Raw genomic sequence first — 23,528 nt, 5'->3', positions numbered from 1 at the left:
AGGGAGGCGTTTCGTGCTCGATCCGATCGTTGATTTCTTCACCCGCGTGTTTCACTGGATCGGCCGGGGCATCGGGCTTGTGATCGCCTGGATCCTCTGGCCGTTCATGGCTCTGGGGCGATGGTACACACGTCGCGGCTGGATTTTGCGCGGCTCCATCGGTCTCATCTTGCTCGCCATCGTCGGGTTCTACGGTTATTTTTTCTGGCAGACGCAGGTCTGGAGCGGCTTCGATCCCGATTATGTCGAAGAGTACAAGCTTGATGCCAGAGGCGTCTCTGCCGGCGAGCAGACGGCCGCCACGCAGGGTGGTGAGACACGCACCTGCGGACGTTCAGCCATTGTTGATCTGACCGCGGACCTGACCGACTTCAACGTGAATGAGAACGCGTGGATATCCTCCATGCTTCTCTACAAGCTCGGCTTCTTCTTCGTGCTCGACTGGGACGATACGCCATTTTTCGACAACAAGGCGTCCTTCCAGCGCGGGATCAATCAGGCGACCCGCCGTAGCGCGGTAGAGCTTGTCGATGCGCTTGGCCGTGTGCGCGGCACTTCGCAGATCGACCGGGACCTGCAAAATGCACGCGGCGCGCTTACCTTTGATGAGGAGACCTGGTATTTCGGCCTGAGCCCATTTGGCCCGAAAACGCCGACGCCGAGCTTCTATCGCTCCGCCATCCGCGACCTGCGCAGTTTCAACGACCGGCTTGAGACCTGTGAGACGGTGTTCGACGCGCGCGCCGACAATCTGATCCAGTATCTCGACCGTATCGCGAGTGATCTGGGGTCCACGTCCGATCTGTTGCGCCAGCGTTCGGAGAATTACAATTCCGGCTGGTTCGACACACGCGCGGATGACCGGTTCTGGTTCGCCTATGGTCAGCTCTACGCCTATTACGGACTGCTCAAGGCGGCGGGTGCCGATTTTGAGGATGTCATCAAGCAGCGGTCTCTCGGTTCGCTCTGGGATACGACTGAGGAACAGTTCCGCGCCGCGCTCAACGTGCAGCCCTTCATCATTTCCAATGGGCGTGAGGATGGCTGGATCATGCCGACCCACCTCGCCACGATGGGGTTCTATATTTTGCGGGTTCGTTCCAATCTCGTGGAATTGCGCCTCGTTCTGGATCGGTAGTCCAATCCACTCATGTGGTGGGCGCGTCTGCAGACTTCGCCTGCCGCTTCACCACCAGCCTCGAAGATACCCTGTCGCATTTCACGCATTCCGCGCCTCTTTTGCGACGGTGGATGTTTTCAATTCGCGGCTTTATTCCTATCGGCGAACTTTGCACGCCACCGGGAGAGGGAAACACTGTCATGGCCGAAGTGAAGTCCGACATCGAAATTGCCCGCGCGGCGAAAAAGAAACCCATTCAGGAAATCGGTGCGCGGCTCGACATTCCGAGCGAACATCTTCTTCCCTACGGTCACGACAAGGCGAAGGTTTCCGCTGCGTTCATCGCAGAAGCGCGCAAAAGGGAAAACGGCAAGCTGATCCTCGTCACGGCGATTAATCCAACGCCGGCGGGCGAAGGCAAGACCACGACGACCGTAGGCCTGGGTGACGGGCTCAATCGCATCGGCAAACGGGCGGCAATCTGCATCCGCGAGGCTTCACTTGGGCCCTGTTTCGGAGTGAAGGGCGGGGCGGCGGGCGGCGGCTACGCACAGGTGGTGCCAATGGAGGATATGAACCTCCATTTCACGGGGGATTTTCATGCGATAACCTCGGCTCACAACCTGCTTTCGGCGTTGATCGACAATCATATCTATTGGGGCAACGCCCAGGAGATCGATACGCGGCGAGTGGCATGGCGGCGTGTGATGGACATGAACGACCGGGCGTTGCGCGAGATCGTATGCTCGCTTGGCGGTGTGGCCAACGGTTTCCCACGGGAGTCAGGATTTGACATCACCGTTGCCTCTGAGGTCATGGCCATTCTGTGCCTTGCGACGGACCTCAAGGATCTCGAAAAGCGGCTTGGCGACATCATCATCGGATACCGCCGTGACAAGAGCCCTGTCTATGCCCGGGACATCAAGGCCGACGGCGCGATGACCGTTCTCCTGAAGGATGCGCTTCAGCCCAATCTGGTGCAAACGCTCGAGAACAATCCTGCCTTCGTACACGGTGGCCCTTTTGCAAACATTGCCCATGGCTGCAATTCGGTGATGGCGACGACAACTGCGCTGAAAATCGCCGATTACGTGGTGACGGAGGCCGGGTTCGGCGCGGACCTCGGGGCAGAAAAGTTCTTTGACATCAAGTGTCGCAAGGCCGCTCTCAGGCCGGCTGCCGCGGTCATCGTGGCGACTGTTCGCGCGCTCAAGATGAATGGGGGTGTGAAGAAGGAGGATCTGGGTGGTGAAGATGTCGCGGCGGTGAAGGCCGGTTGTGTCAATCTCGGTCGCCACATCGAGAACGTGAAGCAGTTCGGTGTTCCGGCAATCGTTGCGATCAATCATTTCCACACGGACACGGATGCCGAGATCGACGCGGTGAAAGCCTATGTGGCCGAGCAGGGCGAGGAGGCGGTGCTGTGCCGTCACTGGGCAGAAGGTTCTGCCGGCATTGAGGAACTGGCGCATAAGGTGGTAGCGCTGGCCGAGAGCGGCGTTTCACAATTCGCGCCGCTTTATCCCGATGATATGCCGCTCTTCGACAAGATCGACACTGTGGTCAAACGCATCTATCGCGGTTCTGAGGCGATTGCCGACAAGGCCGTGCGCAGCCAGTTAAAGCAGTGGGAGGAGCAGGGCTATGGGCACCTTCCGGTTTGTATGGCAAAGACGCAGTATTCCTTCTCCACTGATCCCAATCTGCGCGGCGCGCCGACCGGTCATGTGGTGCCGATCCGCGAAGTGCGCCTGTCTGCCGGCGCCGGTTTTGTTGTGGCGATCTGCGGGGAGATCATGACCATGCCCGGTCTGCCGAAAGTCCCGTCTTCCGAACACATTTTCCTCAATGAAAACGGTCTGATCGAAGGGCTTTCCTGATAAGTTGAGTCCGGCGCGGCAGCGGCTCTCTACCTTTATCCACTGTTCTGCCGGGGCACGCGGCGCAGAACGCGGAATGCCAGAACCGCCAGTCCCAGAACCAGCGTGAGGCCGATGACTGCGCTTAGAGCAAGGCTCGTCACGAAGGCCTCCCGGCTGGCGGTCAAAAGTGCGTTGCCGGAAGCGGTGTCGAGCTTTTCGGCTTCGGCGATTGCGGTTCCGAGCGCATCCATTGCACCTGTTGCACCGGCGTTGCCGTCGCTCCCATGTGCTTTGGCGAGAGAGAGGCGATAGGCTGCGCTGGCGACGCTGCCGATTACGGCGAGACCCAGAGCCATGCCGAACTCGCCGCTCATTTCCGAAAGGCCGGAAGCTTCTCCGGCACGTTCTTCAGGTGCCGCGCTGATGATGATGTTGACGATGACCGCCATGGTCGCGCTGCTGCCAATGGTGATGAGGGCGAGCCCACCAAGCACCGCGTTGAGTGTGCCATTGGCAGAGGTAAGGGCAAGCAGCGCAAACCCCACTGCCGCAATCAGCATCATCAACCCCGTCACGCTTCCGGGGTGCAGAATGCGGGTCGCTACCGGTGCAAGGAGTGAGGCTGCGATTCCGGCCAGCATGGGCGGCAGCATTGCAAGACCGGCCTCAAGCGGGGACAGGCCGGCAACGAGTTGCAGATACTGGGTCGAGAGGAAATAGGGTGTCGCCACGGCAAAGATGGTCAGGAACTGGGTGGCGAGCCCGGCACTGAACCGCGTGTTGCGAAAAAGGGAAAGATCCAGCATCGGGTCGGCGAGCTTTGTTTGGCGATTTAGAAACATGGTTCCGATACCCAGTCCGACAGCGAGCGCCAACAGGGCTTTCAGGTCCAGCGCGTTGGTTGCGATGTGTTTAATTCCATAAACTGCGGTCAGGACCGCTGACAGGAACAGGGCCGCGCTTGCCAGGTCGAGCCGTCCGCCGCCGGAGCGCACATTTTCAGGCAAAACGAAAGGACCCGCGGCCAGAAGTATCAGCATGAGAGGCACATTCAAAAGAAACACGGAGCCCCACCAGAAGTACTCAAGCAGTGCCCCGCCTATGATCGGCCCGATTGTCGTCCCCGCCATGAACAAGCTGGACCATATGGCGATTGCAATACCGCGCTGCCGGCTGTCGCGGAACATATCGGTCAGAAGAGCGAGCGTGGACGGCATGAGTGCGGCGGCGGACACGCCAAGAAGCGCGCGTGCGGTGAGCAGTGTCGCGGCGCTGCCGGCGAAAGCCGCAAAGGTGGACGCTGCACCGAAGAACACTGCGCCTGCCAGAAGCAGACGGCGGCGTCCGATCCGGTCGCCCAGTGTGCCCATTATCACCAGACAGCCGGCGATCATGAAACCGTAGATATCGATGATCCAGAGTAGTTGAGCACTGCTTGGACGCAGCGCCGCCGTGAGATGCGGTACGGCCAGGTGCAGCACCGTCATGTCGATGGCAACGAGAAATGTCGGCAGCGCAAGGATGGCAAGTCCGAGCCAATCTCGGATGGGCGCGCGCGAATGCGGTGTCGTGGCGGAGGTGCTTTGTGTCGAGGCTGCCATGCGAGTTCCCTGAGATTGCTGATCGGGTTCCGGCCGACATTCGCCCATGCTGGGCAAATACGGCATGTGCCTCACTGCTCTAAAAGTTTAAGTTCACTTGAAGTAAAGGCCGTGGCATGAGATTCTTCCATGGTCCACGGAGGCACAGATGCTCACCATCAATCAGGTTTCGAAACGGAGCGGCGTTGCCGCGTCGGCGCTCCGTTACTATGAGGAGCGGGAGTTGATCTCGTCCGAACGCGCGGGGTCCGGCCATCGCCGCTATGAACGCGCAGTGCTCCGGCGGGTGGCTTTCATTGTCTTTGCCCAACGCGTGGGGCTTTCGCTGGATGAGATCAAGGGGGAGCTGGACAAGCTGCCGACCGACCATGTGCCGAAGGGTGATGACTGGGCGCGGCTTTCTGAAAACTGGACGAAGCGCATCGACGAGCGGATCGCCGAGATGGAGCGATTGAAGCGCGGCCTCACCGAATGCATCTCCTGTGGATGCCTCTCTTTGGAGACCTGCGCTCTGACGAACCCGGCCGACCGGGCGAGCCGGGCAGGGCCGGGTCCACGTTATTGGGTGGGTGTGAGGGCGTGAGCCACCATTCTCAATCTTTCTTCAGGCGTCTTGCCCAGGCGCGCATCGCAATCGGTAGCCATTTGGAAAAGCCGGGCGATAGCGTTTCGTATCGCTGCCTGAAGTCGCCGTGGCTCTCATAAATATCGGCAAGTCCGGCATAGGCGTCGTGTGAGCAGTCTCTGCCCCACATCTGAGCAACCCAGGCATGGTGTCGTTCGATCAACGGGTCGAGCGACCTTGCTTCGGGTACGGTGCCGTTCTCCATTGCCTCTACGAGATCTGCCTCGATTCCTGCAAGCGCTTTCATGCGCTCTTTCATGTCCTGATCGCTGATCCCCCTTTCTGTAGAATCGCTTGAGGTGATTTCCTCGCGTATTGAATCACCAAAGCGGTCTTTCAGCCATGCCTCGTATTCGGCCTGCTTTTCGGGTGCCACGAAGCCCTTGTACAAATCTTCATGTTGCATCGCACGTTCTCCTTTCAGATGGGCGATCGTGCGGTCGATCGTCCTGATGAGCTGGCGATAGCGCTTGGCTTCGGCTGCAAGCTGGCCGCGCTGCGCCATGAGCGCTGCCAGGCTGTCGAAGCGCGGATCGTCGAGAATGGAGCTGATCGTCTTGAGCGGCATTCCAAGCTCGCGGTAAAGGAGGATCTGCTGCAGACGCAGCAATTCCGCCTCTCCGTAGTAGCGATAGCGGTTTTCGCCGACGCGCGCAGGTGAGAGAAGTCCGATATCGTCATAATGGTGGAGCGTCCGGACCGAAACGCCGGAAAGCTTTGCCAGATCCGTGACCGTCCATTCTTTCATACGCGCGCCTCCGCAGGACCATGGGAGTAATCCCTCACGTTTCGTGAGGGTCAAGCAGCGCTTGGACCTGGATCGTCGTCTCCGGAGTATTCAGGGGTTTGCAGCTTGGCCGCATCCGCGTCGTGCACAAGCCGCAGTGACGGGCGCGGCATGTTGCGTATTTTTCTGCGCGCGGCTTCCGGCTGGTAGAGCACCGCTTCGAGCACGAGACGCTCCGGCTCCGAAGCGGCGTTTTTGGGGAGAGCGATGGTTTCGCCAGCCGAGAGTCCGAGAAGCGCCAGCCCACGCAAGGTCGTAAGGGGCAATGTCAGTCCCACGAAACCCTGTAGTTCGTCGTGACTGATAATGCGTGTCTGCGGTTGTTCGTCGCCCGTGCGGAAGCGCACACGGCTGTTCAACGTGGCGACATGCGCCGGCGCGTCTTCACGAAGCACGACACGTGCTCCATCAAGCTTGGCCCGCAGAAGCGCGGCATAGGGTTCGCTGAAGCGGTGCCTGCGCTCCTGCAAAAACTCGAGAATGGTGAAGTCCTTGGTGGTGAGAATACATCCCTGCCCGGTCCACACGACGATCTCCTGCTGATCTCCAGTACGGCCCACGCTTGGTTGGGCGAAAGGGCCGTGAACAAACAAATCCGCACGCCACTTGCGCGGCCGTGCAGTCTGCATTTGGGTCGTTTCCCCTGCGCCCAAGGGATGGCGCAGGGGTCAAACTCCCGTCAGGAGATGTCCCGTGAAAAAGCGGAGATGAGGACTGGTCATGCTTTCGAACTCAGGCGTTTTCTTCCTGGGTCACGCGGACCACGGTCAGTTTGTGAGTCTGACCCGTGCGTGCGGTCCAGTCGATCGACTGGCCCTCTTTAAGGCCGATAAGCGCCGTGCCCACGGGGGTGGTGATTGAGATGCGGCCTTTTTCAATATCCGCTTCACCGGGATAAACCAGGGTAACGGTCTTCTCCGGTCCGCCGTCCGCGGTGTAGACGACGGTCGAACCCATACGCACAATGGTAGCGGCAAGCGAACCGTCGCGGACGACGCGGGCCCGGTCCAGTTCGGCCATCATGGTTTCCGACACGTCTGGATTGCGATCTTCCAGAGCCTCGGCCAGACCGGTCAGGCGTTCGTAGTCGGTTTCGGAAATCGTGATGCTCGGCTTGCGCCCTGTCTTCTGCTGCATTGGCTTGTCCATGCGTGTCATCCGGGCGTGCAACCATTGCACGCCACGAGGCTTCGGTTGTCGTACGAGTTTCTGGTGATGCGCCTTAGAACCGTTTCCGCCGCTTGACCTGATCGTGTCGATCAACAGGCGGAGGAGCGCCCCTCGGTCCGGAGGCGCACAGCACCGAACCGGGGGTCAGTATCCCGCAATGGGACATACCCGGAAAAGAACGGACATGTGTTTTCGGTTCGTGCTCATTGTTTAAACGTGGTGTGTGGATGAGGCGATGTCAAGGCGGTTGCAGTAAATGCAGGAGCATGGTGCAGCACCATTTGATTCCGCGAATTGAAGGTTCACTTCACACGGCTGAACGCTTTCGAACCTTCTCGAAATCAATCTTAATTACGCAACAATCATGGTGTTCGCATCCAGCGTGTTGCAAAACCGGTCAATCAGGAGGGGCGATTAGAAGATGATGGCGGAGCAGGACGGATTCTTTCGACAGGTTGCGCGCCAGCGTGGGGCACTTGCGCCGGTGCTCCTTCTCCTTGTTCTGACACTTGGCTCTTTCGCCTTCTTCGCCATTGCTGACGAGGTTGCGGAAGGGGAGATCAAGGCGCTGGATGAATATCTGCTCCTTTCCCTGCGCAATCCCCTGGATGCGTCTGATCCGCTCGGCCCGCCCTGGCTGGAGGAAACCGCGCTTGAGATCACCGCCATCGGCGGTTATCCGGTCATCGTTCTTTCGCTTCTTGTGTTGACAGGCCTGCTTATCGTGACGCGCCGCTTCGGTGCAGCCTTCTATGCGCTTTTGTCCGTCGGATCCGGCGCACTAGTCTCTTATCTTCTGAAGAACCACTACGAGCGTCCGCGACCCGATCTTGTCGAACATCTCGACGTGATCCACACGGCCAGCTTTCCAAGCGGTCACGCCACTGTCACCACAGTCGCCTACCTGACGCTGGCTGCACTTGTCGTGCGCTTTTTTCCTGACTGGAGGGTCAGGCTTTATGTCGTTGCTGTCGCGGTGTTCATTTCCTTTATCGTTGGAGCAAGCCGCGTTTACCTCGGGGTTCACTGGCCGAGCGATGTTGCTGCAGGCTGGGCGTTGGGCGCTGCCTGGGCGAGCTTTACATGGCTCTGCCTTAGCCTCATTGCTCTCTATCGCGGCAAGCGGTTGGCGGATAGCTCGGGAAAGCGGTTGCGCGAGAGCCCTGTCGAGGCTATGGAGAAGCCATGACGATGATTTCTTGCGCAAAACTCTGGTGGTGGGTTCGCTAACAGCGGCCGGCCGTGCAGTGTGCGCGCAGAAAAGACCATGGCCGCAGGTGAAAACCGGGCGGCCTTTTTTGTCTGCGCTTCCCGGCGATGCCTGAAACAGGGAGCATGAAATGAGCCTGGAAGTTCTGGACAACGGCGCTGAGCGTTTCACAACTGTTGGCGGTGTGACCATCACGCGAAGCCGCGTGGAGACAGCCTATGAAGGTGCCATCGACGCATATATCGATGCACTGGATGAGCGTCGCGGCGCAGTTTTCTCCTCCAATTACGAGTATCCGGGCCGCTACACCCGCTGGGACACGGCGATCATCGATCCGCCGCTGGTGATCTCGGCGCATGGCCGTGACATGAAGATCGAAGCGTTGAACACCCGTGGCAAGGCGCTTTTGCCCATCCTGGCGGACCGGGTTGCTGTGCTTGATCCCGTAACGGTGAAACAACGCGATGATACGCATCTGAAGCTTTCGGTGGCTGAACCAGAACGGGTCTTTTCCGAGGAAGAACGCTCCCGGGTACCCACCGTTTTTACCGTGCTGCGCGCCGTCACCGATCTTTTTCACACCGATCACGATGCCAATCTGGGGCTCTATGGAGCGTTCGGCTACGATCTCGCCTTTCAGTTCGACCCGATCACGCAGAGCCTCAAACGTCCCGAAAGTCAGCGCGATCTGGTCCTCTATCTTCCGGATGAGATCCTGGTGGTCGACCACCATGCGGCCAGGGCCTGGCACGATCGCTATGACTATTCGGGCGACGGGTTTTCGACAGCAGATCTGCCACGGGATGGCGCGCGGGAGGCCTTCAAGGCAGCCGATCATGTGCCGCCGCGTGGTGATCACGAGCCCGGCGAATATGCCCGTCTGGTGGAAAAAGCGAAGGAGAGTTTCCATCGCGGCGACCTGTTCGAAGTGGTGCCCGGGCAGATGTTTATGGAACGCGCCGAGCGTCGGCCCTCGCAGATTTCGCGGCGCTTGAAGGAGATCAATCCCTCGCCCTACTCCTTCTTCATCAATCTGGGCGAACAGGAATATCTTGTCGGCGCCTCGCCGGAGATGTTCGTGCGGGTCAATGGAAGGCGCGTCGAGACCTGTCCTATTTCGGGCACGATCAGACGGGGCGATGATGCCATTGCCGATGCCGAGCAGATCATCAAGCTTCTGAACTCCAAGAAGGACGAGTCCGAACTGACAATGTGTTCGGATGTCGACCGCAACGACAAGAGCCGGGTTTGCGAACCGGGGTCTGTGCGGGTAATTGGCCGCCGCCAGATCGAGATGTATTCGCGTCTCATTCACACGGTCGATCACATCGAGGGGCGGTTGCGGGAGGGCATGGATGCATTCGATGCGTTTCTGAGCCACGCCTGGGCGGTGACGGTCACCGGTGCGCCGAAGCTTTGGGCCATGCGTTTTATCGAAGAGAACGAGAAGAGCCCGCGGGCCTGGTATGGCGGCGCCATCGGGATGGTGCATTTCAACGGTGACATGAACACCGGTCTGACACTGCGCACCATCCGCATCAAGGACGGTGTGGCGGAGGTGCGGGCGGGTGCGACGCTTCTGTTCGATTCCGATCCGCAGGAGGAAGAGGCCGAGACGGAGCTCAAGGCGTCGGCGATGCTGTCGGCGATCCGCGATGCCGGGAAGGTAAACATGGACAACGAAACGCGCGCCGGTGCCCGTGTCGGCGAGGGGGTGAAGATATTGCTCGTGGATCACGAGGATTCCTTCGTGCATACGCTTGCCAACTATTTTCGCCAGACGGGCGCGGAGGTGGTGACGGTGCGCTCGCCGGTCGCCGATGAGGTGTTTGACCGCGTTGCCCCGGATCTGGTCGTTCTCTCACCCGGACCCGGCCGGCCGGAGGATTTCGACTGCAAGGCAACCATCGCCAAATCTCGCGCGCGCAATCTGCCGATGTTCGGTGTTTGCCTTGGTCTTCAGGCGCTTGTCGAAGCCTATGGCGGTGAACTGCGCCAGCTCGCCGAGCCCATGCATGGCAAGCCCTCGCGCATTCGTGCCAGTGGAAACAGCCTTGTGTTCTCGGGCCTGCCTTCGGAAGTGACGGTCGGGCGCTATCACTCTATTTTTGCCGATCCGGTGCGCATGCCGTCCGCCTTCGTGGTGACCGCCGAAACGGAGGATGGTGTCGTGATGGGGATAGAACATGAGGAAGAGCCGATTGCAGCCGTGCAATTCCATCCCGAATCGATCATGACGCTTGGGCAGAATGCAGGGATGCGCATGATCGAAAATGTGGTGGCGCATCTGCCGCGCAAGGCACGTGTGAAAGCGGCCTGATACATTGAGCTTTTGTGTTCCCGAGGGGTTGGCCGGGAGCCGTGAGAGGAACCGTCATGCCATCCAACGGCAAGCTTCAACGCATCGCGATGTGGTCCATTGTTGTTGCGCTGGGCATTTTTGCACTCAAGCTTGCCGCGTGGTGGCTTACCGATTCTGTGGCGTTGTTTTCCGATGCGATGGAATCGGTGGTCAACGTCGTCGCCTCATGCGTGGCGTGGTATGCGCTGCGCATCGCCCACACACCGGCGGACGACAACCATCCTTTCGGTCATCATAAGGCAGAGTATTTCTCCGCCGTTCTGGAAGGCGTCCTGATCGTTGTTGCTGCGCTGCTAATCATCCATGAGGCATGGACGGTTCTTTTCGACCCGCGCCTGCTCGATGCTCCGCTTCTCGGATTGCTGGTAAACGGGCTGGCTGCGGTCGGAAACGGCCTGTGGGCGTGGCTGCTCATCTCGACGGGGCGCAAGGCGCGCTCGCCGGCCATGGTGGCGGACGGCAAGCATCTATGGACCGATGTGGTTACCTCGGCCGGGGTGATTCTGGGCCTCGTTCTCGCGGTTGCCAGCGGCTGGTACTGGCTCGATCCGGTTATGGCTCTGGTGGTTGCAGTGAACATCCTGTGGCACGGCTGGCATCTGGTGGGCGATTCCGTTCAGGGGCTGATGGACGTGTCCGTGGAGCCGGAGGAACTGGCCAGAATCGAACGTGTGATCGCCGACAATGATGAAGGCGCCTTAGAATTTCATGATCTCAAAACGCGTGAAGCGGGCAGGGCCCGCTTCATCGAGTTTCATCTGGTGGTTCCCTCGCAAATGACGGTCGAGAGTGCACATCGCATCTGTGACCGTATCGAGGGAGCGCTCGCCAAGGCCCAGCCCGGCGCGGAAGTCACAATTCATGTGGAGCCGGAACACAAGGCGAAATTCTGCTGATCAGGAACGTTTGATGCCTTTTTCCAGCACATCAGGATAAGTCTTCACGATCTCCTGAATCTCCTCGCTATAGTCGTCCATTTGCTGGATTTTACGCACCTCGATCGTCTCGTTGGGCGAGGCAGGGCAGCGTTTTGCCCACTCAATGGCATCAGCCATTGTTGGAACATTGATGATCCAGAAGCCGCCGAGCACTTCCTTGGCCTCGATAAAGGGACCGTCGATCACCACCGGTTCGCCGCTGGCGAACGAGACCCGTGCGCCCGCTGACGGTGGGTGCAGGCCTTCCAGAGCTTCAAGCACTCCCGCGGCACGCAATTCTTCGTTGTAGGCCATCATCTTGGCCACCGCATCGGCCGGCAGATCAAGCTCAGGTCCGGCGGTCTCATATCCCTTGGGGATCATCAGCATCATTTAGCGCATAGCGGGTTCCTTTCTCGCCTCTGTTCCCATCCAGGACGTATGAGGAAGGGGCGATCCGACAGGCTCGCCTGAATTCGTGGGCCGCCCGGCCAGCCCACGCTACCGCAGGTTAGAGGCGGGTGCCAGATGAAGCCTGCCGCCGATCCAGGCGCAGGGAAGACTGATGAGAATGAGACTGATCGGATACCAGTGCATGCCCATTTCCCACATGGCGATGGCACCGAGCGTGGAGAGAACCACGCCGATACCGCCCAGCACGAGCGCATGAGCTATGGGCGCGTAAGGAGCGAAGCGGGCGGTGAGGTAGCAGCCCAGAATGGCGATGGGGATCCGATAGCCAAGCGCAAGAAGCCCATCCTCTGGGTCCACCATAGACTCGCCCCATGGCGGATAGATTTCAAGGCTGTGCATCAGCTGATCCATCCCAAGAGAAAGGATGAAGATTACCACCAGCCCAAGGAACACGGCGCCGATGCTGCCAGAAACGCGGCGCGGACCGCCGGCGGGATTGGGTGTTTCGTGCGCCATGGCGCATTGCCTCTTTCTGGAGCTTGAAAGGTGCCTAAGCGGCCCTGCGCTCTGCAAGCTGGCGATCGAGACGGGCATAACCCTGTTCCATCCCGTCAGACATGGGCGACTTCAGGATCATGTCGCGCGCTTCCTTCGATTTGCAGCGGATCACCATTTCCATGCGCGTGGTCTCGCCATCCTCCTTGAAGGTGGTGGTTATTTCGGTTCCGCCACCGGTCCAGTCCTCATCGAACATCTCCTCATGAACGATGCGGTGAGGGGCGTCGATCTCGCGATAGGTGGCGGTCATGCCCATGTCTGCGCCATTTTCGGTATTGTGCCAGACATAGCGGCCCTTTCCGCCTTCCTTCAGATCGATTTCGCAAACAGGCAGGGTCCAGTTTTCCGGACCGGTCATCCAGCGCTTGATAAGCTCGGGTCGCGTATGGGCATCAAAGACCATTTGCAGCGGAGCTTTGAAGTGGCGGGTGATGACCAGTTCGGTATCGCCGCGGGTGGTGACTGCGAGAGTGTTGATGTGTGACATTCCGGTGCCTTTCGCAAACTGATGGACGGAAACTTCCGGAGAACAGGCTTGGAAGCCTGTCAATTTGTGCCGGTCGGCGGGTCGTTCACGGATTTCAGGGTGTCCAGGAGCGCGTCGAGCTTCGCGTAGCGCTGTTCCAGGAACTGTCGATATTGCTCCAGCCAGTCGATGGCTTCGCCCAGGGGTTCGGCTTCAAGCTTGCACGGGCGTTTCTGAGCATCGCGGCTGCGCGATACGAGCCCCGCCTTTTCCAGCACCTTGATATGCTTGGAGATGGCTGGCTGACTGAGCTCGAAGGGTTCGGCGAGCTGCATCACGGTTGCTTCGCCTTCTGCCAGCCGGGCGAGGATGGCGCGTCGTGTGGGGTCGGCAAGGGCTGCAAATGTTGCATCCAATTGTTCTGTCTGCATGGCGCTCACATACATTTCTTGTTAGCTATATAACTAAGTAGGAATATTATGTCAACTTCCGGCGAAACGTTTTGCCACACCTGATGCGGACATTCCCATGAATCGCCTCATCCTGTATGTCGTGACGGCACAAAGTCAGGACGCTCGTTGATGGACACCACGCCGCAAACCTCCTTCGAAGGCCCGCTCACGCGTCTCACCCCGGTTGCCCAATGGCTGGTTCTTGTTGCTCTCACCGCGGTTTTTGCCGGTGTCATGATTCTTGGAGCCGTTCCGGCAGCGCTTCTTATTGGCCCCATGCTGGCGGCCGTTGCCACTGGAGCGTCGGGGGCAGGCATTCGCGTGCCGGGACTTGGCTTTTCCGGGGCGCAGGCCCTGGTCGGCCTGTTGATAGGCGCTTCACTGGAGCCGGCGATCATCGCCTCTTTCGCCGATATCTGGCCCATTCTCCTGCTTTCGGTGCTGGTCACTGTCGCAGCCAGCAGTTTCCTCGGCTACTTCGTCAGCCGCTGGAGGATTCTGCCGGGCACGACAGCCGTCTGGGGCTCGGCGCCAGGGGCGGCCACGGCCATGGTTCTCATGGCGGGGGCGTTCGGCGCGGATGCGAGACTCGTGGCCTTCATGCAGTATCTGCGCGTGATATTCGTTACCCTCGCGGCCGCGCTCATTGCACGTCTGTGGGTAGATACGTCCGGTGTCGAGGTGCCTGCCACAGTCTGGTTTCCTCCACTCGACCATGCAGCCTTCACAGTCACGCTGGTCACGGCGCTAGGGGGCGGATTTCTCGGCAGGCTGATGCGCCTTCCGGCCCCGTTTTTTCTGGGTGGCATGCTTGCAGGGGCGCTGGTGCATTTGGGAGGCGGTCTTGCGCTGGAACTTCCGCCGTGGCTGATGGGTGTGGCGTATATGGTGGTGGGATGGACCATCGGTCTGAAATTCGACCGGGCTCTCCTGCGGACGGCTTTCAAGGCGCTCCCGCAGGTCATCGTTTCCATTCTCGCCCTGATGGCACTCTGTGGCTTGCTGGCCTGGTTCCTGCATGTGGAGTGGGATGTCGATCCGCTCACGGCCTATCTGGCCACGAGCCCCGGAGGCATGGATTCGGTGGCGATCATCGCCGCCGCTGCGTCGCAGGACGTGAACCTCTCCTTCATCATGGCGGTGCAGATGGCGCGGTTTCTCTTTGTGCTTCTGGCCGGCCCGCCCATAAGCCGCATGGTGGCGCGCTGGGCGGGTGGCTAGGGGTCTTGCCCCCAGGATCAGCCAATGGCCGTACGCGCGCCTCTCCAGAAGTCCAGATAGGTTTTCGGCGCTTCGGGGGATGTCATCATCTGCTGGCTGAGAAATATCCCGACAAGGCCGTTCTTCGGGTCGGTGTAGGCCGTGGTGCCATAGCCGCCGTTCCAGCCAAAGCTGCCCTGCGCCAGCCATGGCCGAGTTTTGTTGAGCCCCACTGACATGCCGAGCCCCCAGCCGGCGCCGCCATCGTCCATGAACATGGCGGCATGGGGCGCCTGCTTCTGTTCCCGTGTGAGTTGATCCCGCGTCATCTCTGTCACGGTTTCGGTTCTCAGGTAGCGTCTGCCATCGAGCGTGCCGCCATTGAGCATCATGCGGCAGAAGGCAGCGTAGTCGTCCACCGTGGTTACCAGCCCGCCGGCGCCAGAATCCATCTGCGGCGGTGTTGAGAAGTCGATGCCCTGTTCCGGGCCAAACGGGATCGCCCGTATATCGCCATTGGCAAAGTCCGGGCCGTACTGGACGGGCAGGCGGTGCTGCTTGTCGTCCGGCACGAAGAATTCCGTGTCCTTCATGCCGAGCGGCTCCAGAAGGCGGGTCTTCAACACCGCGCCAAGCCGTTCGCCCGTCGCCCGCTCGATCAGGATGCCGGCAACGTCGAGACCGTTGTTGTAGAAAAAGCTTTCGCCTGGATTCGCGGCGAGCGGCAATTCGCCAAGCTTCTTCATATAGGCATCGGACGACATTTGCGGCAGGACCCAGCTCGGCGCGACGCCGGCCTCGCGCATTGCCGCCTGGATCGGATAGGCTTCCGGAAACACCATGATGGCGCCGAGACCGAAGGTCATGGTCAGCAGATGGCGCAGGGTCACGGGTCCATTGGCCGGCACGGTTTCATCAAGCGGCCCGTCGATCCGTTTCAGAACCTGGCGGTTTGCAAGTTCCGGCAAAAGATCGTCGACGGGGCCGTCCAGCGTCAGCACGCCATCCTCCACAAGCATCATCGCCAGCGCTGCCGTCACCGGCTTGGTGATGGATGCCACGCGATAGATCGTATCGCGCGCCATGGGCGCACCAGCACCGTTCATCCCGAAGGTGCCGGTACTGTCCACATGCGTCTCTCCGGCATGGTGGATGAGCCATGTGGCCCCGGCGAGCTCACCCGCATCCACACGGGCGCGGATGGAGCGGCGCAGTGCGTCGAGTGCCGCTTGGTTGAATGCAGTCTGCATGGCGCTGGACCCCCTGGGGAAAGCGGAACAGGCAAGAATGGCCGAGGTACCGGTGACGAGCGCGCGGCGAGTGCGATCAGGCGCTGCCCTTTTGTTGTGTCGCATTGTTTGGGGCTCCCGGCAGTTCCTGCGCTGTCAGCCGGTTCAACGGTTTGAGTGCTCTGCGATCGCCGCGATGATTTCCGGCCAGTCGCCGGGGTGGAGTTCATGGCCGCCACCCTCGATTTTCAGGAGCCGCGCGCCGGCAACGGTGTCGGCCAGCAAGGTGCCGTGGTCCAAGGGGAAGATCGGATCCGCTGTGCCGTGGATTACAAGAAGGGGCGCTTCCAGCCCGGGGAGGCGGCCATCAAGCCCCTCGCCACCCTTCAGCATGAAATGATTGGTCGCGCTGACAAAGTTTCTCGCGCGCTTTACGTCGCTTTCCACAAGGTTACGGGCGCGCGCTTCATCATAGGGGTGTGCGGTGCCGGCAATCATCTTGGTGTCCCTGACGATGAAGTCGATCACCTGTTGGTCGTCGGTCCAGTCTACGTTTTCGCCTGTGGAAGCATGTTCCATATAGGCGGCGCTGGTCTGCGGCAGCCCGGATGTGTCGATCCCGACGGGCGTTGTGGAGATCAGGGTCAAAGCCCGTACGCGCTGCGGGTGTGTGAGCGCTGCGATCTGGGCGATCATCCCGCCAAGCGACATGCCCGCCAGATGAGCCTTTTCGATGCCGTAGCCGTCGAGGATACGGATCGCGTCCTCGGCCATATCGTCCATGGTATAGGGCGGGCTTCCGGGCTGGTAGCTGGTGGAAAGCCCGGTGTCGCGATTGTCGTAGCGGATCACATAGTGGCCGCGCGCCGCAAGGTCCTGGCAAAACTCCTCCGGCCACCAGAGCATGGATGCCATCGCTCCCATGATGAGCAGAATGGCTGGATCGACCGGATCGCCAAAGCTCTCGGTGGCGAGTTCCACGCCGGTGTCGGTCTTGATCATGCGCATTCTTTCGTCTCCGTCTCTTGCCGTGAGTTCGGCGGCTTGAAGGGGCACTGCGATGTTGCAGATCGTCAGCGCGGCTGCCGACTGTAGAATGATGCGGCGGGTCGGTTGGAAGGTGGTCATGAGTGTGCGTTTATTTGCTCTGGCGTATCCGCGGGATTTTGGTCGGGCGTATAACGCAGGATCAGCGTGCCATTGCTCAGCGGCCTGCTCTCGATGAGGGTGAACTTGCGCCGCCCGCTGCCCGGCTTGAAGAATGGCGTGCCCTTTTCAAGCTGTATCGGCACCACCCCCAGCATGAGCTCGTCGATCAGCCCTTCTTTCAGCAGGGAGGCGCTGAGGTCGGCGCTGCCGAAGATGTAGATATTCTTGCCGGGCTCGGCATTCGCCTTCAGTTCCCGTATCGCGCCGGCGATGTTGGCGGTCACAGTGGTGTTGTTCCAGTCCGAACTGGTGAGGGTTCGTGAGGCGACCAGTTTGGGAAGAGCGTTCATGAAGGCCGTCACTTCGGGTTCGTCGGCGGCATCGGCGCTGGTCCAGTGCGCCTTCATGCCTTCATAGGTGACACGACCGAAGACGAGCGCGGCGGCGCTCTGGCCAAAACTCATGCTTAGCGCCTGCAATTCCTCGCCCCAGGCCTCGCCGTGATGGTCGAGGTCCCATTTCTTCTCCCCCTCGAAATAGCCGTCCAGCGTTACGAGTACCCAGACAATGACCCTGCTCATTCCGTCCTCCTCAGCAGTGTAGTTGTGGTTCGTTTTTAAAACTGGTTTCATTTTCAAACTGGTTGCACCATATGCAAACTGGTGGCAATCTGCAATCAGAATTTTCTGGAGGCTATATTGCAGGATCAGCATCGTTCGGGCTGCCCGATCAATCTCACCGTCGAGGTGGTCGGCGACAAATGGAGCCTCGTCGTCTTGCGCGACATGATGTTCGGCAACAGGCGCCATTTCCGCGAACTGCTGAACGGTTCCATGGAGGGCATTGCCTCCAACATTCTGGCCGATCGTCTGCGACGGCTTACGTCAGAAGGTGTGATCTCGAAGGCGGACGACCCCAGCCACAAGCAGAAGGCGATCTACAGTCTGACGGAGAAAGGCATTGAGCTGGTGCCTGTCTTCGCCATGATCGGTGCCTGGGGCAGCAAATGGCTTCCGGTCACCGAGGAGCTTTCGATCCGGGCGAAGCTTCTTGCAGAGGGCGGGCCGCCGCTCTGGGAAGAGTTCATGGAAGATCTGCGGGTAACGCATCTCGGAGCACCGCCGGACCCGGACAGGAGCGGGCCCGATGTGCGCGAGCGGCTTCAGGCGGCCTATGAGGCGGTGGTGGCCCGCCAGTCTGAAGCACATCGAAGCTAAGGTTTTGAGGGATACTCATCGTGCAATCGCCACCATTGATAGGGCTCGGTCTGCGGTGTGCCTTCGGGCGACGCTTCCCATGTCTCCTGCCGTCCATAGGGCGTCAGGTCGAGCAGGGTCCAGCTCGTGCCGAGTGTCTCCACCCCGCGGCCGCTGGTGTGGTAGGTGTGGTAGATCGACCCGCCCTCGCGCAAAAAGACGTTCAGGCCGAAGCCGCCTTCCACACCGTGATCCGCATTGAAGGTGGAACTCATCACGGAGTACCAGGGCAGGGTCCAGCCCATCCGCTTTCTGAACGCTTCGATTTCCTCCGCCGGTGCGCGTGAAACGAGTGCCAGGCTGGTGTCTCGGGCGTTGAGATGCACCGGGTGGCCCAGATTGTCGACAAACATGGAGCAGCCGGAGCAGGGGGCAGGGTCGGCCGGTTTCAGCATGTGGTGATAGACGATCAATTGTCTGCGGCCCCCGAAAACCTCCTCGAATGAGTGACGGCCGTCGACATTCTCGAAGAAGTAGTCCCTCTCGATTCGGACACGGGGAAGCCGGCGCCGTTCGGCAGCCAGCGAGTCACTGGCCCGCGTGTGGGCTTTCTCCTTTGCGAGTAGCTTTTCGCGGGCCTTTTGCCATTCCCCGCGGGATACGGTCTGTTGTCCCATAGTGTTCTCCGGCTCGATAGGATTTCACATCAGGCTGGTCGTCAAAGGAGTGTTGCAAGTTTGTCGAAGCAGGAGTTCCAGCCTTCCGCATGGCCATCGCGCGATGCCTGCGAGGCAAAGAACGCCTGGTGAAAATGCATGCGCGTCCTGCCGTCTCCGGTGTCGCTGAACGCGATGGTGACCACGGTTTCGTGCCCGCGCTCTCCCGTTTCGTTATCCCAGGCATGGGTGAAAACGATCCGCTCGGTTGGTGAGATTTCGCGATACTGCCCGCTGACCCAGTGTTCCGAACCATCACTGCTGCGCATGCAGGTGCGAAACCAGCCGCCCGTGCGGATGTCACCTTCCGAAACCGGTATGGTCATGCCCTCCGGGCAGCCCCAGCGATCCAGATGTTCCTTGCGGGTCCACATCTCGAAAACGAGGTCGCGGGGAGCATTGAACACGCGCTGGATGACGAGTTCGGCATCGGCTTTCTGCGTTGTTTGCACGCTCATCGTGGTTGCTCCTTCTGTATTTCTTCCAGATAGTTGTCGAGGCGGTCAAAGCTTGCTTCCCAATAGCGGCGGTAGGTTTCCACCCAGCCGGCGATGTCCTTAAGCGGACCGGCTTCGAGGCGGCAGGGGCGAAACTGGGCATGCTTTCCGCGCGAGACGAGGCCGGCTTTCTCCAGAACCTTCAGGTGCTTCGAGATCGCCGGAAGTGTCATTTCGAATGGCTCCGCGAGTTCGTTGACGGTGGCCTCACCTTCGGCCAGCCGGGCGAGCATTGCCCGGCGGGTGGGGTCGGCGAGGGCGGAGAAAGTGGCGCTCAGTGCGTCGGCCTGCATTGCTTCACCAGTTAGTTAATTATCTAATTGGTAAAATACAGTTTGAATGTGCCTTGTCAAGCTCTCCGTTCCGCCTGCATGACGATCCACTTGCCAGCCGCGCCGGCGTCGTTTAAGGAAAGCTCCATGATGACGCGCCAGACAGTTTCCCGTTCCGCTCGTGCCGCCTTTTCCGGCGCGACTGTGCGCGCGCTAGCATCCAGCCTTCTTCTTCTCGGCCTTATCGGCGATCGCCGGGTCCGTTGAAGGAGCGCCCGGCGATCGATGTCGCCGACTGGCAGAAGCTCTTTCTCCAAAACTGGAATTTACTGTTGACAGGCCCGCCGTGCGAAGCGCACGCAACCGGTGCCGGGAGAAAATGGAATGGACGCGCAGAACACGATGACTGACATGGCAGAGAACCGAGTACAGCGAGAAAACACCGCGCAGGGCCGTAAAGGCATGCCGGACGCCTCGATCAAGTATCAGCCCTATCCACAGATCGATATCGCGGATCGCACATGGCCCTCAAAGCGTATCGAGAAGGCGCCGATCTGGTGCTCGGTCGACCTGCGTGACGGCAATCAGGCGTTGATTGACCCGATGGGACATGAGCGCAAGGCGCGCATGTTCAAACTCCTTCTGGATATGGGTTTCAAGGAGATCGAGATCGGGTTCCCCTCCGCTTCGCAGACGGATTTCGATTTCGCCCGCTGGTGCATCGAAGAGGGCGGGGTGCCTGACGATGTGTCGCTGCAGGTTCTGGTTCAGTGCCGTCCGGAACTGATCACCCGCACCTTCGAGGCGCTGGACGGTGCGAACCGTCCGATCGTCCACTTCTACAATTCCACCAGCGAGTTGCAGCGCCGCGTTGTGTTCGGCAAGGATGTCGCCGGCATCAAACAGATTGCCACCGATGCCGCCAAGATGGTCATGGACATGGCCGCGAAGGCCGGCGGCGGCTATCGGTTCGAATATTCTCCCGAGAGCTTCACCGGCACCGAGCTCGATGTTGCGCTCGATATCTGCAATGCGGTCATCGAGATCATCAGGCCCACGCCGGACAACAAGCTGATCATCAATCTGCCGTCCACTGTCGAGATGTCCACGCCCAACATCTATGCCGATCAGATCGAATGGATGTGCCGCAACCTCGATCAGCGCGAAAACCTGATCATCTCACTGCATCCGCATAATGACCGTGGAACCGGCATCGCCGCCACCGAGCTTGGCCTGATGGCCGGCGCCGACCGTGTCGAGGGCACGCTGTTCGGCAATGGCGAGCGCACCGGCAATGTCGATGTGGTCACTCTGGCGCTCAACATGTACACGCAGGGGCTCGATCCGGAACTGGACTGCACCGACATCAACCGCATGAAGGATGTCTACGAATACTGCAACCAGCTCGTCATCCCGGAGCGGCACCCCTATGTGGGCGAACTGGTCTATACCGCTTTCTCCGGCTCCCATCAGGATGCGATCAACAAGGGCATGAAGGCCATCAAGACGGCCAACAAGCCGCTCTGGGAAGTGCCTTATCTGCCCATTGACCCGCAGGATGTGGGCCGCTCCTACGAGGCGATCATTCGCATCAATTCCCAGTCGGGCAAGGGCGGTATCGCCTATGTCATGCAGGCCGATTACGGCCTCAACCTGCCACGCAATCTGCAGGTGGAATTCCGTGAGGACATACAGGAGATCACCGACCGAGAGGGCAGGGAACTGCCCGCGAAACAGATCTACGAGCGCTTCATGGAGCTCTATGTCGACCAGCCCGGCGCGCGCCTCAAATTCGTCGATCACCAGACGTTTCCCGATACCAGCGTGAAGGGCCAGCGCATCGTCGAGGCGACGATCATGGACAAGGGCGCGGAGACCGTGATCAAGGGTGTGGGTACAGGCCCCGTCGACGGTTTTATCGACGCTCTGTCCAAGCACCTGGGCGTCGCGATGTCGGTGGTCGATTATTCGGAGCATTCCATGCAGCAGGGCTCCAACGCAGCCGCCATCTGCTATATGGAAGTCCAGCATCCCGACGGCAAACTCTTCGGTGCTGGCGTCAACACCAATATCGTCACGGCGTCGCTTGAGGCTGTGGTGTCGGCGGCCAACCGGATCGTCGGTTGACGGGCACCCTTTTTGCGGACGTTACGGGCGAGGGCAACCGTACCCTCGTCCTGCTGCATGGCTTTGCCGGCAGCCACCGGGTCTGGGAGAGCGTGCGCCGAGCGCTTCCTTCGGGTCTGCGCGTCATTGCCTATGACCTTCCCGGCCATGCAAGCTCGCTCAATCTTCCAGGGGCGGGCAGGGCAAAGGCTACCGCGCGTGCTGTCATTGATGATCTGGAAATGCGCGGTATCGCGCGCTGCCACATGGCCGGCCATTCATTCGGCGGAGCGGTCGCGGTTCTTGCTGCCCATCTTGCCCCGCACGCCGTTGCTTCCCTGGCGCTGGTCGCACCGGGCGGCTTTGGGCGGGAGATCGCCGGCGACCTGATGATGGCGCGCGCACAAGCCAGCAACGATAACGAGATTGCAATCGCCGTGCAGGGCATGTTCGGACCGCATTGCACCGTCTCGTCCGAGAGTGTCGCCGAAGCCATCGCGCTGAACGCAGTGGCCGGGCAGCGCCAGAAGCTTGTCGAGATGGCAGCGATGATTGTTCGCCACGGCGAACAGGGCGCTTTTCCAGCCAGTATGCTTGAGGCCCTCACCATGCCGGTCCATCTCGCATGGGGTTCGCTCGATGCCGTGCTTCCGCTCCGTCAGGCGAGTGCGGCGCCAGAGAGCTTCAGACTTCACCGCCTGGACGGGGCCGGTCACATGCTGCCGGAGGAGAGGCCTGAAGCAGTGGCCGCGATCATCGCTGAGAGCTTGTGTGACGCCTGAAGAGGAAGGACGTTTGCACTCCGGCGTTGATCGCATCGCTCTGCACGTCGCATGGGCAGGCGGAACAAAACGTGATGATTTTCTGTTTTAGCCATGTTAACGATGGGTTAACGCTAAGTTTCGTCAGGAGTCCTGCCCATGAGTGAGGCTGGTCAATCCGCAGCTTCGGTTACCAACGTGCGCAGCCTTTCCGATGCAGTGCGCGAGATGAAAAACGCAGCTGCGGATCGCGCGGACGTGGTTGTGGAAATGCGCGAGGCGGTTCGTACCCGGCTCGAGCTTCTGGCTCAGGAACTTCAGCCGGTTTTCGCCGACGTGCCAGCGGATGATCCCTCGTTCGACTTTGTTATTTCCTCGGGGGAACAGCCGAGGCTGTGGATCGATGCCGTCGCCCACGTGGCGATGGGACGGGATCGCCGGACCTACCGTTTCCTGCGCGACACTCGTCTCGGTCGGGTGGTTTTGGCAGAAAGCACGGAGATCGCGCCGGTGGCCGATCAGGTCACGCGCTACATTGCAGAACGCATGGTCGAACGCCAGCGTGCGGTTGATGGTGATGTTGAGGTGTTTCCGCGCCGCGACGAGACAGAAGTAGAAGTTGTACCCATCGCGGCCTCCAGGAATGCATGGCGCAGTTTTTTCGGCGGCCTCGGGCTTGTGCTCCTGGGTGGCGTCGTCGGGGTCGTCACCGTTGCCGTTGCCATGTGGGATCGTTTTCCCGAGCTGGAAACGCTGTTGTCCCGTTTCTGACCAGCAGTTTTCGCCCGTTTACCAGTCGAGCCCGGGGTTGAACGGGCCGATTGCGCGTGGTCGCCGCAACGGTTCTGGTTTGATCGC

Annotated in this window: 25 protein-coding genes; 11 read left to right on the top strand and 14 right to left on the bottom strand. The window is 60.1% G+C overall.

Annotation, left to right across the window (positions count from 1 at the left end; genetic code table 11):
* Positions 1–13 precede the first annotated feature (13 nt).
* Together HF949_RS15920 and HF949_RS15915 are read left to right on the top strand one after the other, a co-directional pair.
* Positions 14–1,138 carry a DUF2333 family protein gene (locus HF949_RS15920; RefSeq protein ID WP_292896894.1) on the top strand — a complete coding sequence of 375 codons (1,125 nt, stop codon included), beginning with the start codon at positions 14–16 and terminating at the stop codon, positions 1,136–1,138.
* A 182-nt stretch (positions 1,139–1,320) separates the two neighbouring features.
* Complete coding sequence (locus HF949_RS15915) at positions 1,321–3,000, top strand: formate--tetrahydrofolate ligase (RefSeq protein ID WP_292896892.1); 1,680 nt, start codon at positions 1,321–1,323, stop codon at positions 2,998–3,000.
* A gap of 35 nt (positions 3,001–3,035) precedes the next feature.
* On the opposite strand, the gene HF949_RS15910 is transcribed toward HF949_RS15915, so the two are convergent.
* Positions 3,036–4,583 carry an MFS transporter gene (locus tag HF949_RS15910; RefSeq protein WP_292896890.1) on the bottom strand — a complete coding sequence of 516 codons (1,548 nt, stop codon included), beginning with the start codon at positions 4,581–4,583 and terminating at the stop codon, positions 3,036–3,038.
* Between the two features lie 148 nt (positions 4,584–4,731).
* On the opposite strand from HF949_RS15910, the gene soxR reads away from it, so the two are divergent.
* Positions 4,732–5,166 (top strand): redox-sensitive transcriptional activator SoxR, encoded by a 435-nt coding sequence (soxR, locus tag HF949_RS15905; protein WP_292896888.1) that lies wholly within the window; start codon positions 4,732–4,734, stop codon positions 5,164–5,166.
* A 10-nt stretch (positions 5,167–5,176) separates the two neighbouring features.
* Here the strand turns inward: soxR and HF949_RS15900 are convergent, their stop codons facing one another.
* The 3 genes from HF949_RS15900 to rnk form a co-directional block, all read right to left on the bottom strand.
* Positions 5,177–5,956, bottom strand: a complete 780-nt coding sequence (locus tag HF949_RS15900; RefSeq protein ID WP_292896886.1) for a MerR family transcriptional regulator — start codon at positions 5,954–5,956, stop codon at positions 5,177–5,179.
* A 50-nt stretch (positions 5,957–6,006) separates the two neighbouring features.
* The gene (locus HF949_RS15895; protein ID WP_292896884.1) at positions 6,007–6,624 is read right to left on the bottom strand and encodes a nucleoside-diphosphate kinase; all 618 of its coding nucleotides are present in this window, start codon (positions 6,622–6,624) and stop codon (positions 6,007–6,009) included.
* A gap of 103 nt (positions 6,625–6,727) precedes the next feature.
* Positions 6,728–7,132, bottom strand: coding sequence for a nucleoside diphosphate kinase regulator (rnk, locus tag HF949_RS15890; protein ID WP_292896883.1), 405 nt, complete (start codon positions 7,130–7,132; stop codon positions 6,728–6,730).
* A 454-nt stretch (positions 7,133–7,586) separates the two neighbouring features.
* On the opposite strand from rnk, the gene HF949_RS15885 reads away from it, so the two are divergent.
* From HF949_RS15885 to HF949_RS15875, 3 genes are all read left to right on the top strand, one after another.
* Positions 7,587–8,354 (top strand): phosphatase PAP2 family protein, encoded by a 768-nt coding sequence (locus HF949_RS15885; protein WP_292896881.1) that lies wholly within the window; start codon positions 7,587–7,589, stop codon positions 8,352–8,354.
* A 151-nt stretch (positions 8,355–8,505) separates the two neighbouring features.
* Entirely contained in the window at positions 8,506–10,695 is a 2,190-nt protein-coding gene (locus HF949_RS15880) for an anthranilate synthase (RefSeq protein WP_292896879.1), read from the top strand.
* A 56-nt stretch (positions 10,696–10,751) separates the two neighbouring features.
* Complete coding sequence (locus HF949_RS15875; protein ID WP_292896877.1) at positions 10,752–11,633, top strand: cation diffusion facilitator family transporter; 882 nt, start codon at positions 10,752–10,754, stop codon at positions 11,631–11,633.
* Here HF949_RS15875 and HF949_RS15870 read toward each other — a convergent pair whose 3' ends face one another.
* The 4 genes from HF949_RS15870 to HF949_RS15855 all read right to left on the bottom strand — a co-directional run bounded on the left by HF949_RS15870 (position 11,634) and on the right by HF949_RS15855 (position 13,523).
* Positions 11,634–12,047 carry a YciI family protein gene (locus HF949_RS15870; protein ID WP_292896875.1) on the bottom strand — a complete coding sequence of 138 codons (414 nt, stop codon included), beginning with the start codon at positions 12,045–12,047 and terminating at the stop codon, positions 11,634–11,636.
* A 108-nt stretch (positions 12,048–12,155) separates the two neighbouring features.
* Entirely contained in the window at positions 12,156–12,584 is a 429-nt protein-coding gene (locus HF949_RS15865) for a hypothetical protein (RefSeq protein ID WP_292896873.1), read from the bottom strand.
* Between the two features lie 34 nt (positions 12,585–12,618).
* A complete protein-coding gene (locus HF949_RS15860; protein ID WP_292896871.1) occupies positions 12,619–13,113 on the bottom strand; it encodes an SRPBCC domain-containing protein in 495 nt (164 codons plus the stop codon).
* Between the two features lie 59 nt (positions 13,114–13,172).
* Positions 13,173–13,523, bottom strand: a complete 351-nt coding sequence (locus HF949_RS15855; RefSeq protein WP_292896870.1) for an ArsR/SmtB family transcription factor — start codon at positions 13,521–13,523, stop codon at positions 13,173–13,175.
* A gap of 150 nt (positions 13,524–13,673) precedes the next feature.
* On the opposite strand from HF949_RS15855, the gene HF949_RS15850 reads away from it, so the two are divergent.
* Entirely contained in the window at positions 13,674–14,765 is a 1,092-nt protein-coding gene (locus tag HF949_RS15850; protein WP_292896869.1) for an AbrB family transcriptional regulator, read from the top strand.
* A 17-nt stretch (positions 14,766–14,782) separates the two neighbouring features.
* On the opposite strand, the gene HF949_RS15845 is transcribed toward HF949_RS15850, so the two are convergent.
* The 3 genes from HF949_RS15845 to HF949_RS15835 form a co-directional block, all read right to left on the bottom strand.
* The gene (locus HF949_RS15845) at positions 14,783–16,099 is read right to left on the bottom strand and encodes a serine hydrolase domain-containing protein (protein WP_292896867.1); all 1,317 of its coding nucleotides are present in this window, start codon (positions 16,097–16,099) and stop codon (positions 14,783–14,785) included.
* A gap of 39 nt (positions 16,100–16,138) precedes the next feature.
* Positions 16,139–16,975: an alpha/beta fold hydrolase gene (locus HF949_RS15840; protein WP_292900255.1), complete on the bottom strand. Its 837-nt coding sequence runs from the start codon at positions 16,973–16,975 to the stop codon at positions 16,139–16,141.
* Between the two features lie 122 nt (positions 16,976–17,097).
* Positions 17,098–17,835, bottom strand: coding sequence for a dihydrofolate reductase family protein (locus HF949_RS15835; RefSeq protein WP_292896865.1), 738 nt, complete (start codon positions 17,833–17,835; stop codon positions 17,098–17,100).
* Here HF949_RS15835 and HF949_RS15830 point away from each other — a divergent pair.
* The gene (locus HF949_RS15830; RefSeq protein WP_292896863.1) at positions 17,821–18,339 is read left to right on the top strand and encodes a winged helix-turn-helix transcriptional regulator; all 519 of its coding nucleotides are present in this window, start codon (positions 17,821–17,823) and stop codon (positions 18,337–18,339) included. The two genes, HF949_RS15835 and HF949_RS15830, sit on opposite strands and share 15 nt — an antisense overlap.
* On the opposite strand, the gene HF949_RS15825 is transcribed toward HF949_RS15830, so the two are convergent.
* Genes HF949_RS15825 through HF949_RS15815 form a run of 3 tightly spaced genes read right to left on the bottom strand, consistent with a single transcriptional unit; the run spans position 18,336 to position 19,824 of the window.
* Positions 18,336–18,995, bottom strand: coding sequence for a DUF899 domain-containing protein (locus tag HF949_RS15825; RefSeq protein ID WP_292896861.1), 660 nt, complete (start codon positions 18,993–18,995; stop codon positions 18,336–18,338). The genes HF949_RS15830 and HF949_RS15825 overlap by 4 nt on opposite strands.
* A 41-nt stretch (positions 18,996–19,036) precedes the next feature.
* Positions 19,037–19,492 carry an SRPBCC family protein gene (locus HF949_RS15820; protein WP_292896859.1) on the bottom strand — a complete coding sequence of 152 codons (456 nt, stop codon included), beginning with the start codon at positions 19,490–19,492 and terminating at the stop codon, positions 19,037–19,039.
* Positions 19,489–19,824 (bottom strand): ArsR/SmtB family transcription factor, encoded by a 336-nt coding sequence (locus HF949_RS15815; protein WP_292896857.1) that lies wholly within the window; start codon positions 19,822–19,824, stop codon positions 19,489–19,491. The genes HF949_RS15820 and HF949_RS15815 overlap by 4 nt, the downstream gene beginning before the upstream one ends.
* 441 nt (positions 19,825–20,265) lie before the next feature.
* Between HF949_RS15815 and leuA the strand changes: the two genes are divergently transcribed.
* The 3 genes from leuA to HF949_RS15800 all read left to right on the top strand — a co-directional run bounded on the left by leuA (position 20,266) and on the right by HF949_RS15800 (position 23,441).
* Positions 20,266–21,930, top strand: a complete 1,665-nt coding sequence (gene leuA / locus HF949_RS15810; protein ID WP_441338413.1) for a 2-isopropylmalate synthase — start codon at positions 20,266–20,268, stop codon at positions 21,928–21,930.
* Positions 21,927–22,691 (top strand): alpha/beta fold hydrolase, encoded by a 765-nt coding sequence (locus HF949_RS15805; RefSeq protein WP_292896853.1) that lies wholly within the window; start codon positions 21,927–21,929, stop codon positions 22,689–22,691. Before leuA ends, HF949_RS15805 begins: the two co-directional genes overlap by 4 nt.
* Before the next feature lie 138 nt (positions 22,692–22,829).
* Positions 22,830–23,441, top strand: a complete 612-nt coding sequence (locus HF949_RS15800) for a hypothetical protein (RefSeq protein ID WP_292896851.1) — start codon at positions 22,830–22,832, stop codon at positions 23,439–23,441.
* Positions 23,442–23,528: the final 87 nt, after the last annotated feature.

The sequence above is a fragment of the Nitratireductor sp. genome (assembly GCF_017794765.1).
Lineage (GTDB): Bacteria > Pseudomonadota > Alphaproteobacteria > Rhizobiales > Rhizobiaceae > Nitratireductor.
The sequence above is the reverse complement of the archived record's forward strand: the minus strand, read 5'-3'. Positions and strand labels throughout refer to the sequence as shown.

What these genes read in the sequence shown, in the direction of transcription:
- HF949_RS15915 (WP_292896892.1), top strand. Translation starts at nt 1,321, where the DNA reads ATGGCCGAAGTGAAGTCCGACATCGAAATTGCCCGCGCGGCGAAAAAG.
- HF949_RS15910 (WP_292896890.1), bottom strand. Translation starts at nt 4,583, where the DNA reads ATGGCAGCCTCGACACAAAGCACCTCCGCCACGACACCGCATTCGCGC.
- soxR (WP_292896888.1), top strand. Translation starts at nt 4,732, where the DNA reads ATGCTCACCATCAATCAGGTTTCGAAACGGAGCGGCGTTGCCGCGTCG.
- HF949_RS15900 (WP_292896886.1), bottom strand. Translation starts at nt 5,956, where the DNA reads ATGAAAGAATGGACGGTCACGGATCTGGCAAAGCTTTCCGGCGTTTCG.
- HF949_RS15895 (WP_292896884.1), bottom strand. Translation starts at nt 6,624, where the DNA reads ATGCAGACTGCACGGCCGCGCAAGTGGCGTGCGGATTTGTTTGTTCAC.
- rnk (WP_292896883.1), bottom strand. Translation starts at nt 7,132, where the DNA reads ATGCAGCAGAAGACAGGGCGCAAGCCGAGCATCACGATTTCCGAAACC.
- HF949_RS15885 (WP_292896881.1), top strand. Translation starts at nt 7,587, where the DNA reads ATGATGGCGGAGCAGGACGGATTCTTTCGACAGGTTGCGCGCCAGCGT.
- HF949_RS15880 (WP_292896879.1), top strand. Translation starts at nt 8,506, where the DNA reads ATGAGCCTGGAAGTTCTGGACAACGGCGCTGAGCGTTTCACAACTGTT.
- HF949_RS15875 (WP_292896877.1), top strand. Translation starts at nt 10,752, where the DNA reads ATGCCATCCAACGGCAAGCTTCAACGCATCGCGATGTGGTCCATTGTT.
- HF949_RS15870 (WP_292896875.1), bottom strand. Translation starts at nt 12,047, where the DNA reads ATGATGCTGATGATCCCCAAGGGATATGAGACCGCCGGACCTGAGCTT.
- HF949_RS15865 (WP_292896873.1), bottom strand. Translation starts at nt 12,584, where the DNA reads ATGGCGCACGAAACACCCAATCCCGCCGGCGGTCCGCGCCGCGTTTCT.
- HF949_RS15860 (WP_292896871.1), bottom strand. Translation starts at nt 13,113, where the DNA reads ATGTCACACATCAACACTCTCGCAGTCACCACCCGCGGCGATACCGAA.
- HF949_RS15855 (WP_292896870.1), bottom strand. Translation starts at nt 13,523, where the DNA reads ATGCAGACAGAACAATTGGATGCAACATTTGCAGCCCTTGCCGACCCC.
- HF949_RS15850 (WP_292896869.1), top strand. Translation starts at nt 13,674, where the DNA reads ATGGACACCACGCCGCAAACCTCCTTCGAAGGCCCGCTCACGCGTCTC.
- HF949_RS15845 (WP_292896867.1), bottom strand. Translation starts at nt 16,099, where the DNA reads ATGCGACACAACAAAAGGGCAGCGCCTGATCGCACTCGCCGCGCGCTC.
- HF949_RS15840 (WP_292900255.1), bottom strand. Translation starts at nt 16,975, where the DNA reads ATGATCAAGACCGACACCGGCGTGGAACTCGCCACCGAGAGCTTTGGC.
- HF949_RS15835 (WP_292896865.1), bottom strand. Translation starts at nt 17,835, where the DNA reads ATGCTGATCCTGCAATATAGCCTCCAGAAAATTCTGATTGCAGATTGC.
- HF949_RS15825 (WP_292896861.1), bottom strand. Translation starts at nt 18,995, where the DNA reads ATGGGACAACAGACCGTATCCCGCGGGGAATGGCAAAAGGCCCGCGAA.
- HF949_RS15820 (WP_292896859.1), bottom strand. Translation starts at nt 19,492, where the DNA reads ATGAGCGTGCAAACAACGCAGAAAGCCGATGCCGAACTCGTCATCCAG.
- HF949_RS15815 (WP_292896857.1), bottom strand. Translation starts at nt 19,824, where the DNA reads ATGCAGGCCGACGCACTGAGCGCCACTTTCTCCGCCCTCGCCGACCCC.
- leuA (WP_441338413.1), top strand. Translation starts at nt 20,266, where the DNA reads ATGCCGGACGCCTCGATCAAGTATCAGCCCTATCCACAGATCGATATC.
- HF949_RS15800 (WP_292896851.1), top strand. Translation starts at nt 22,830, where the DNA reads ATGAGTGAGGCTGGTCAATCCGCAGCTTCGGTTACCAACGTGCGCAGC.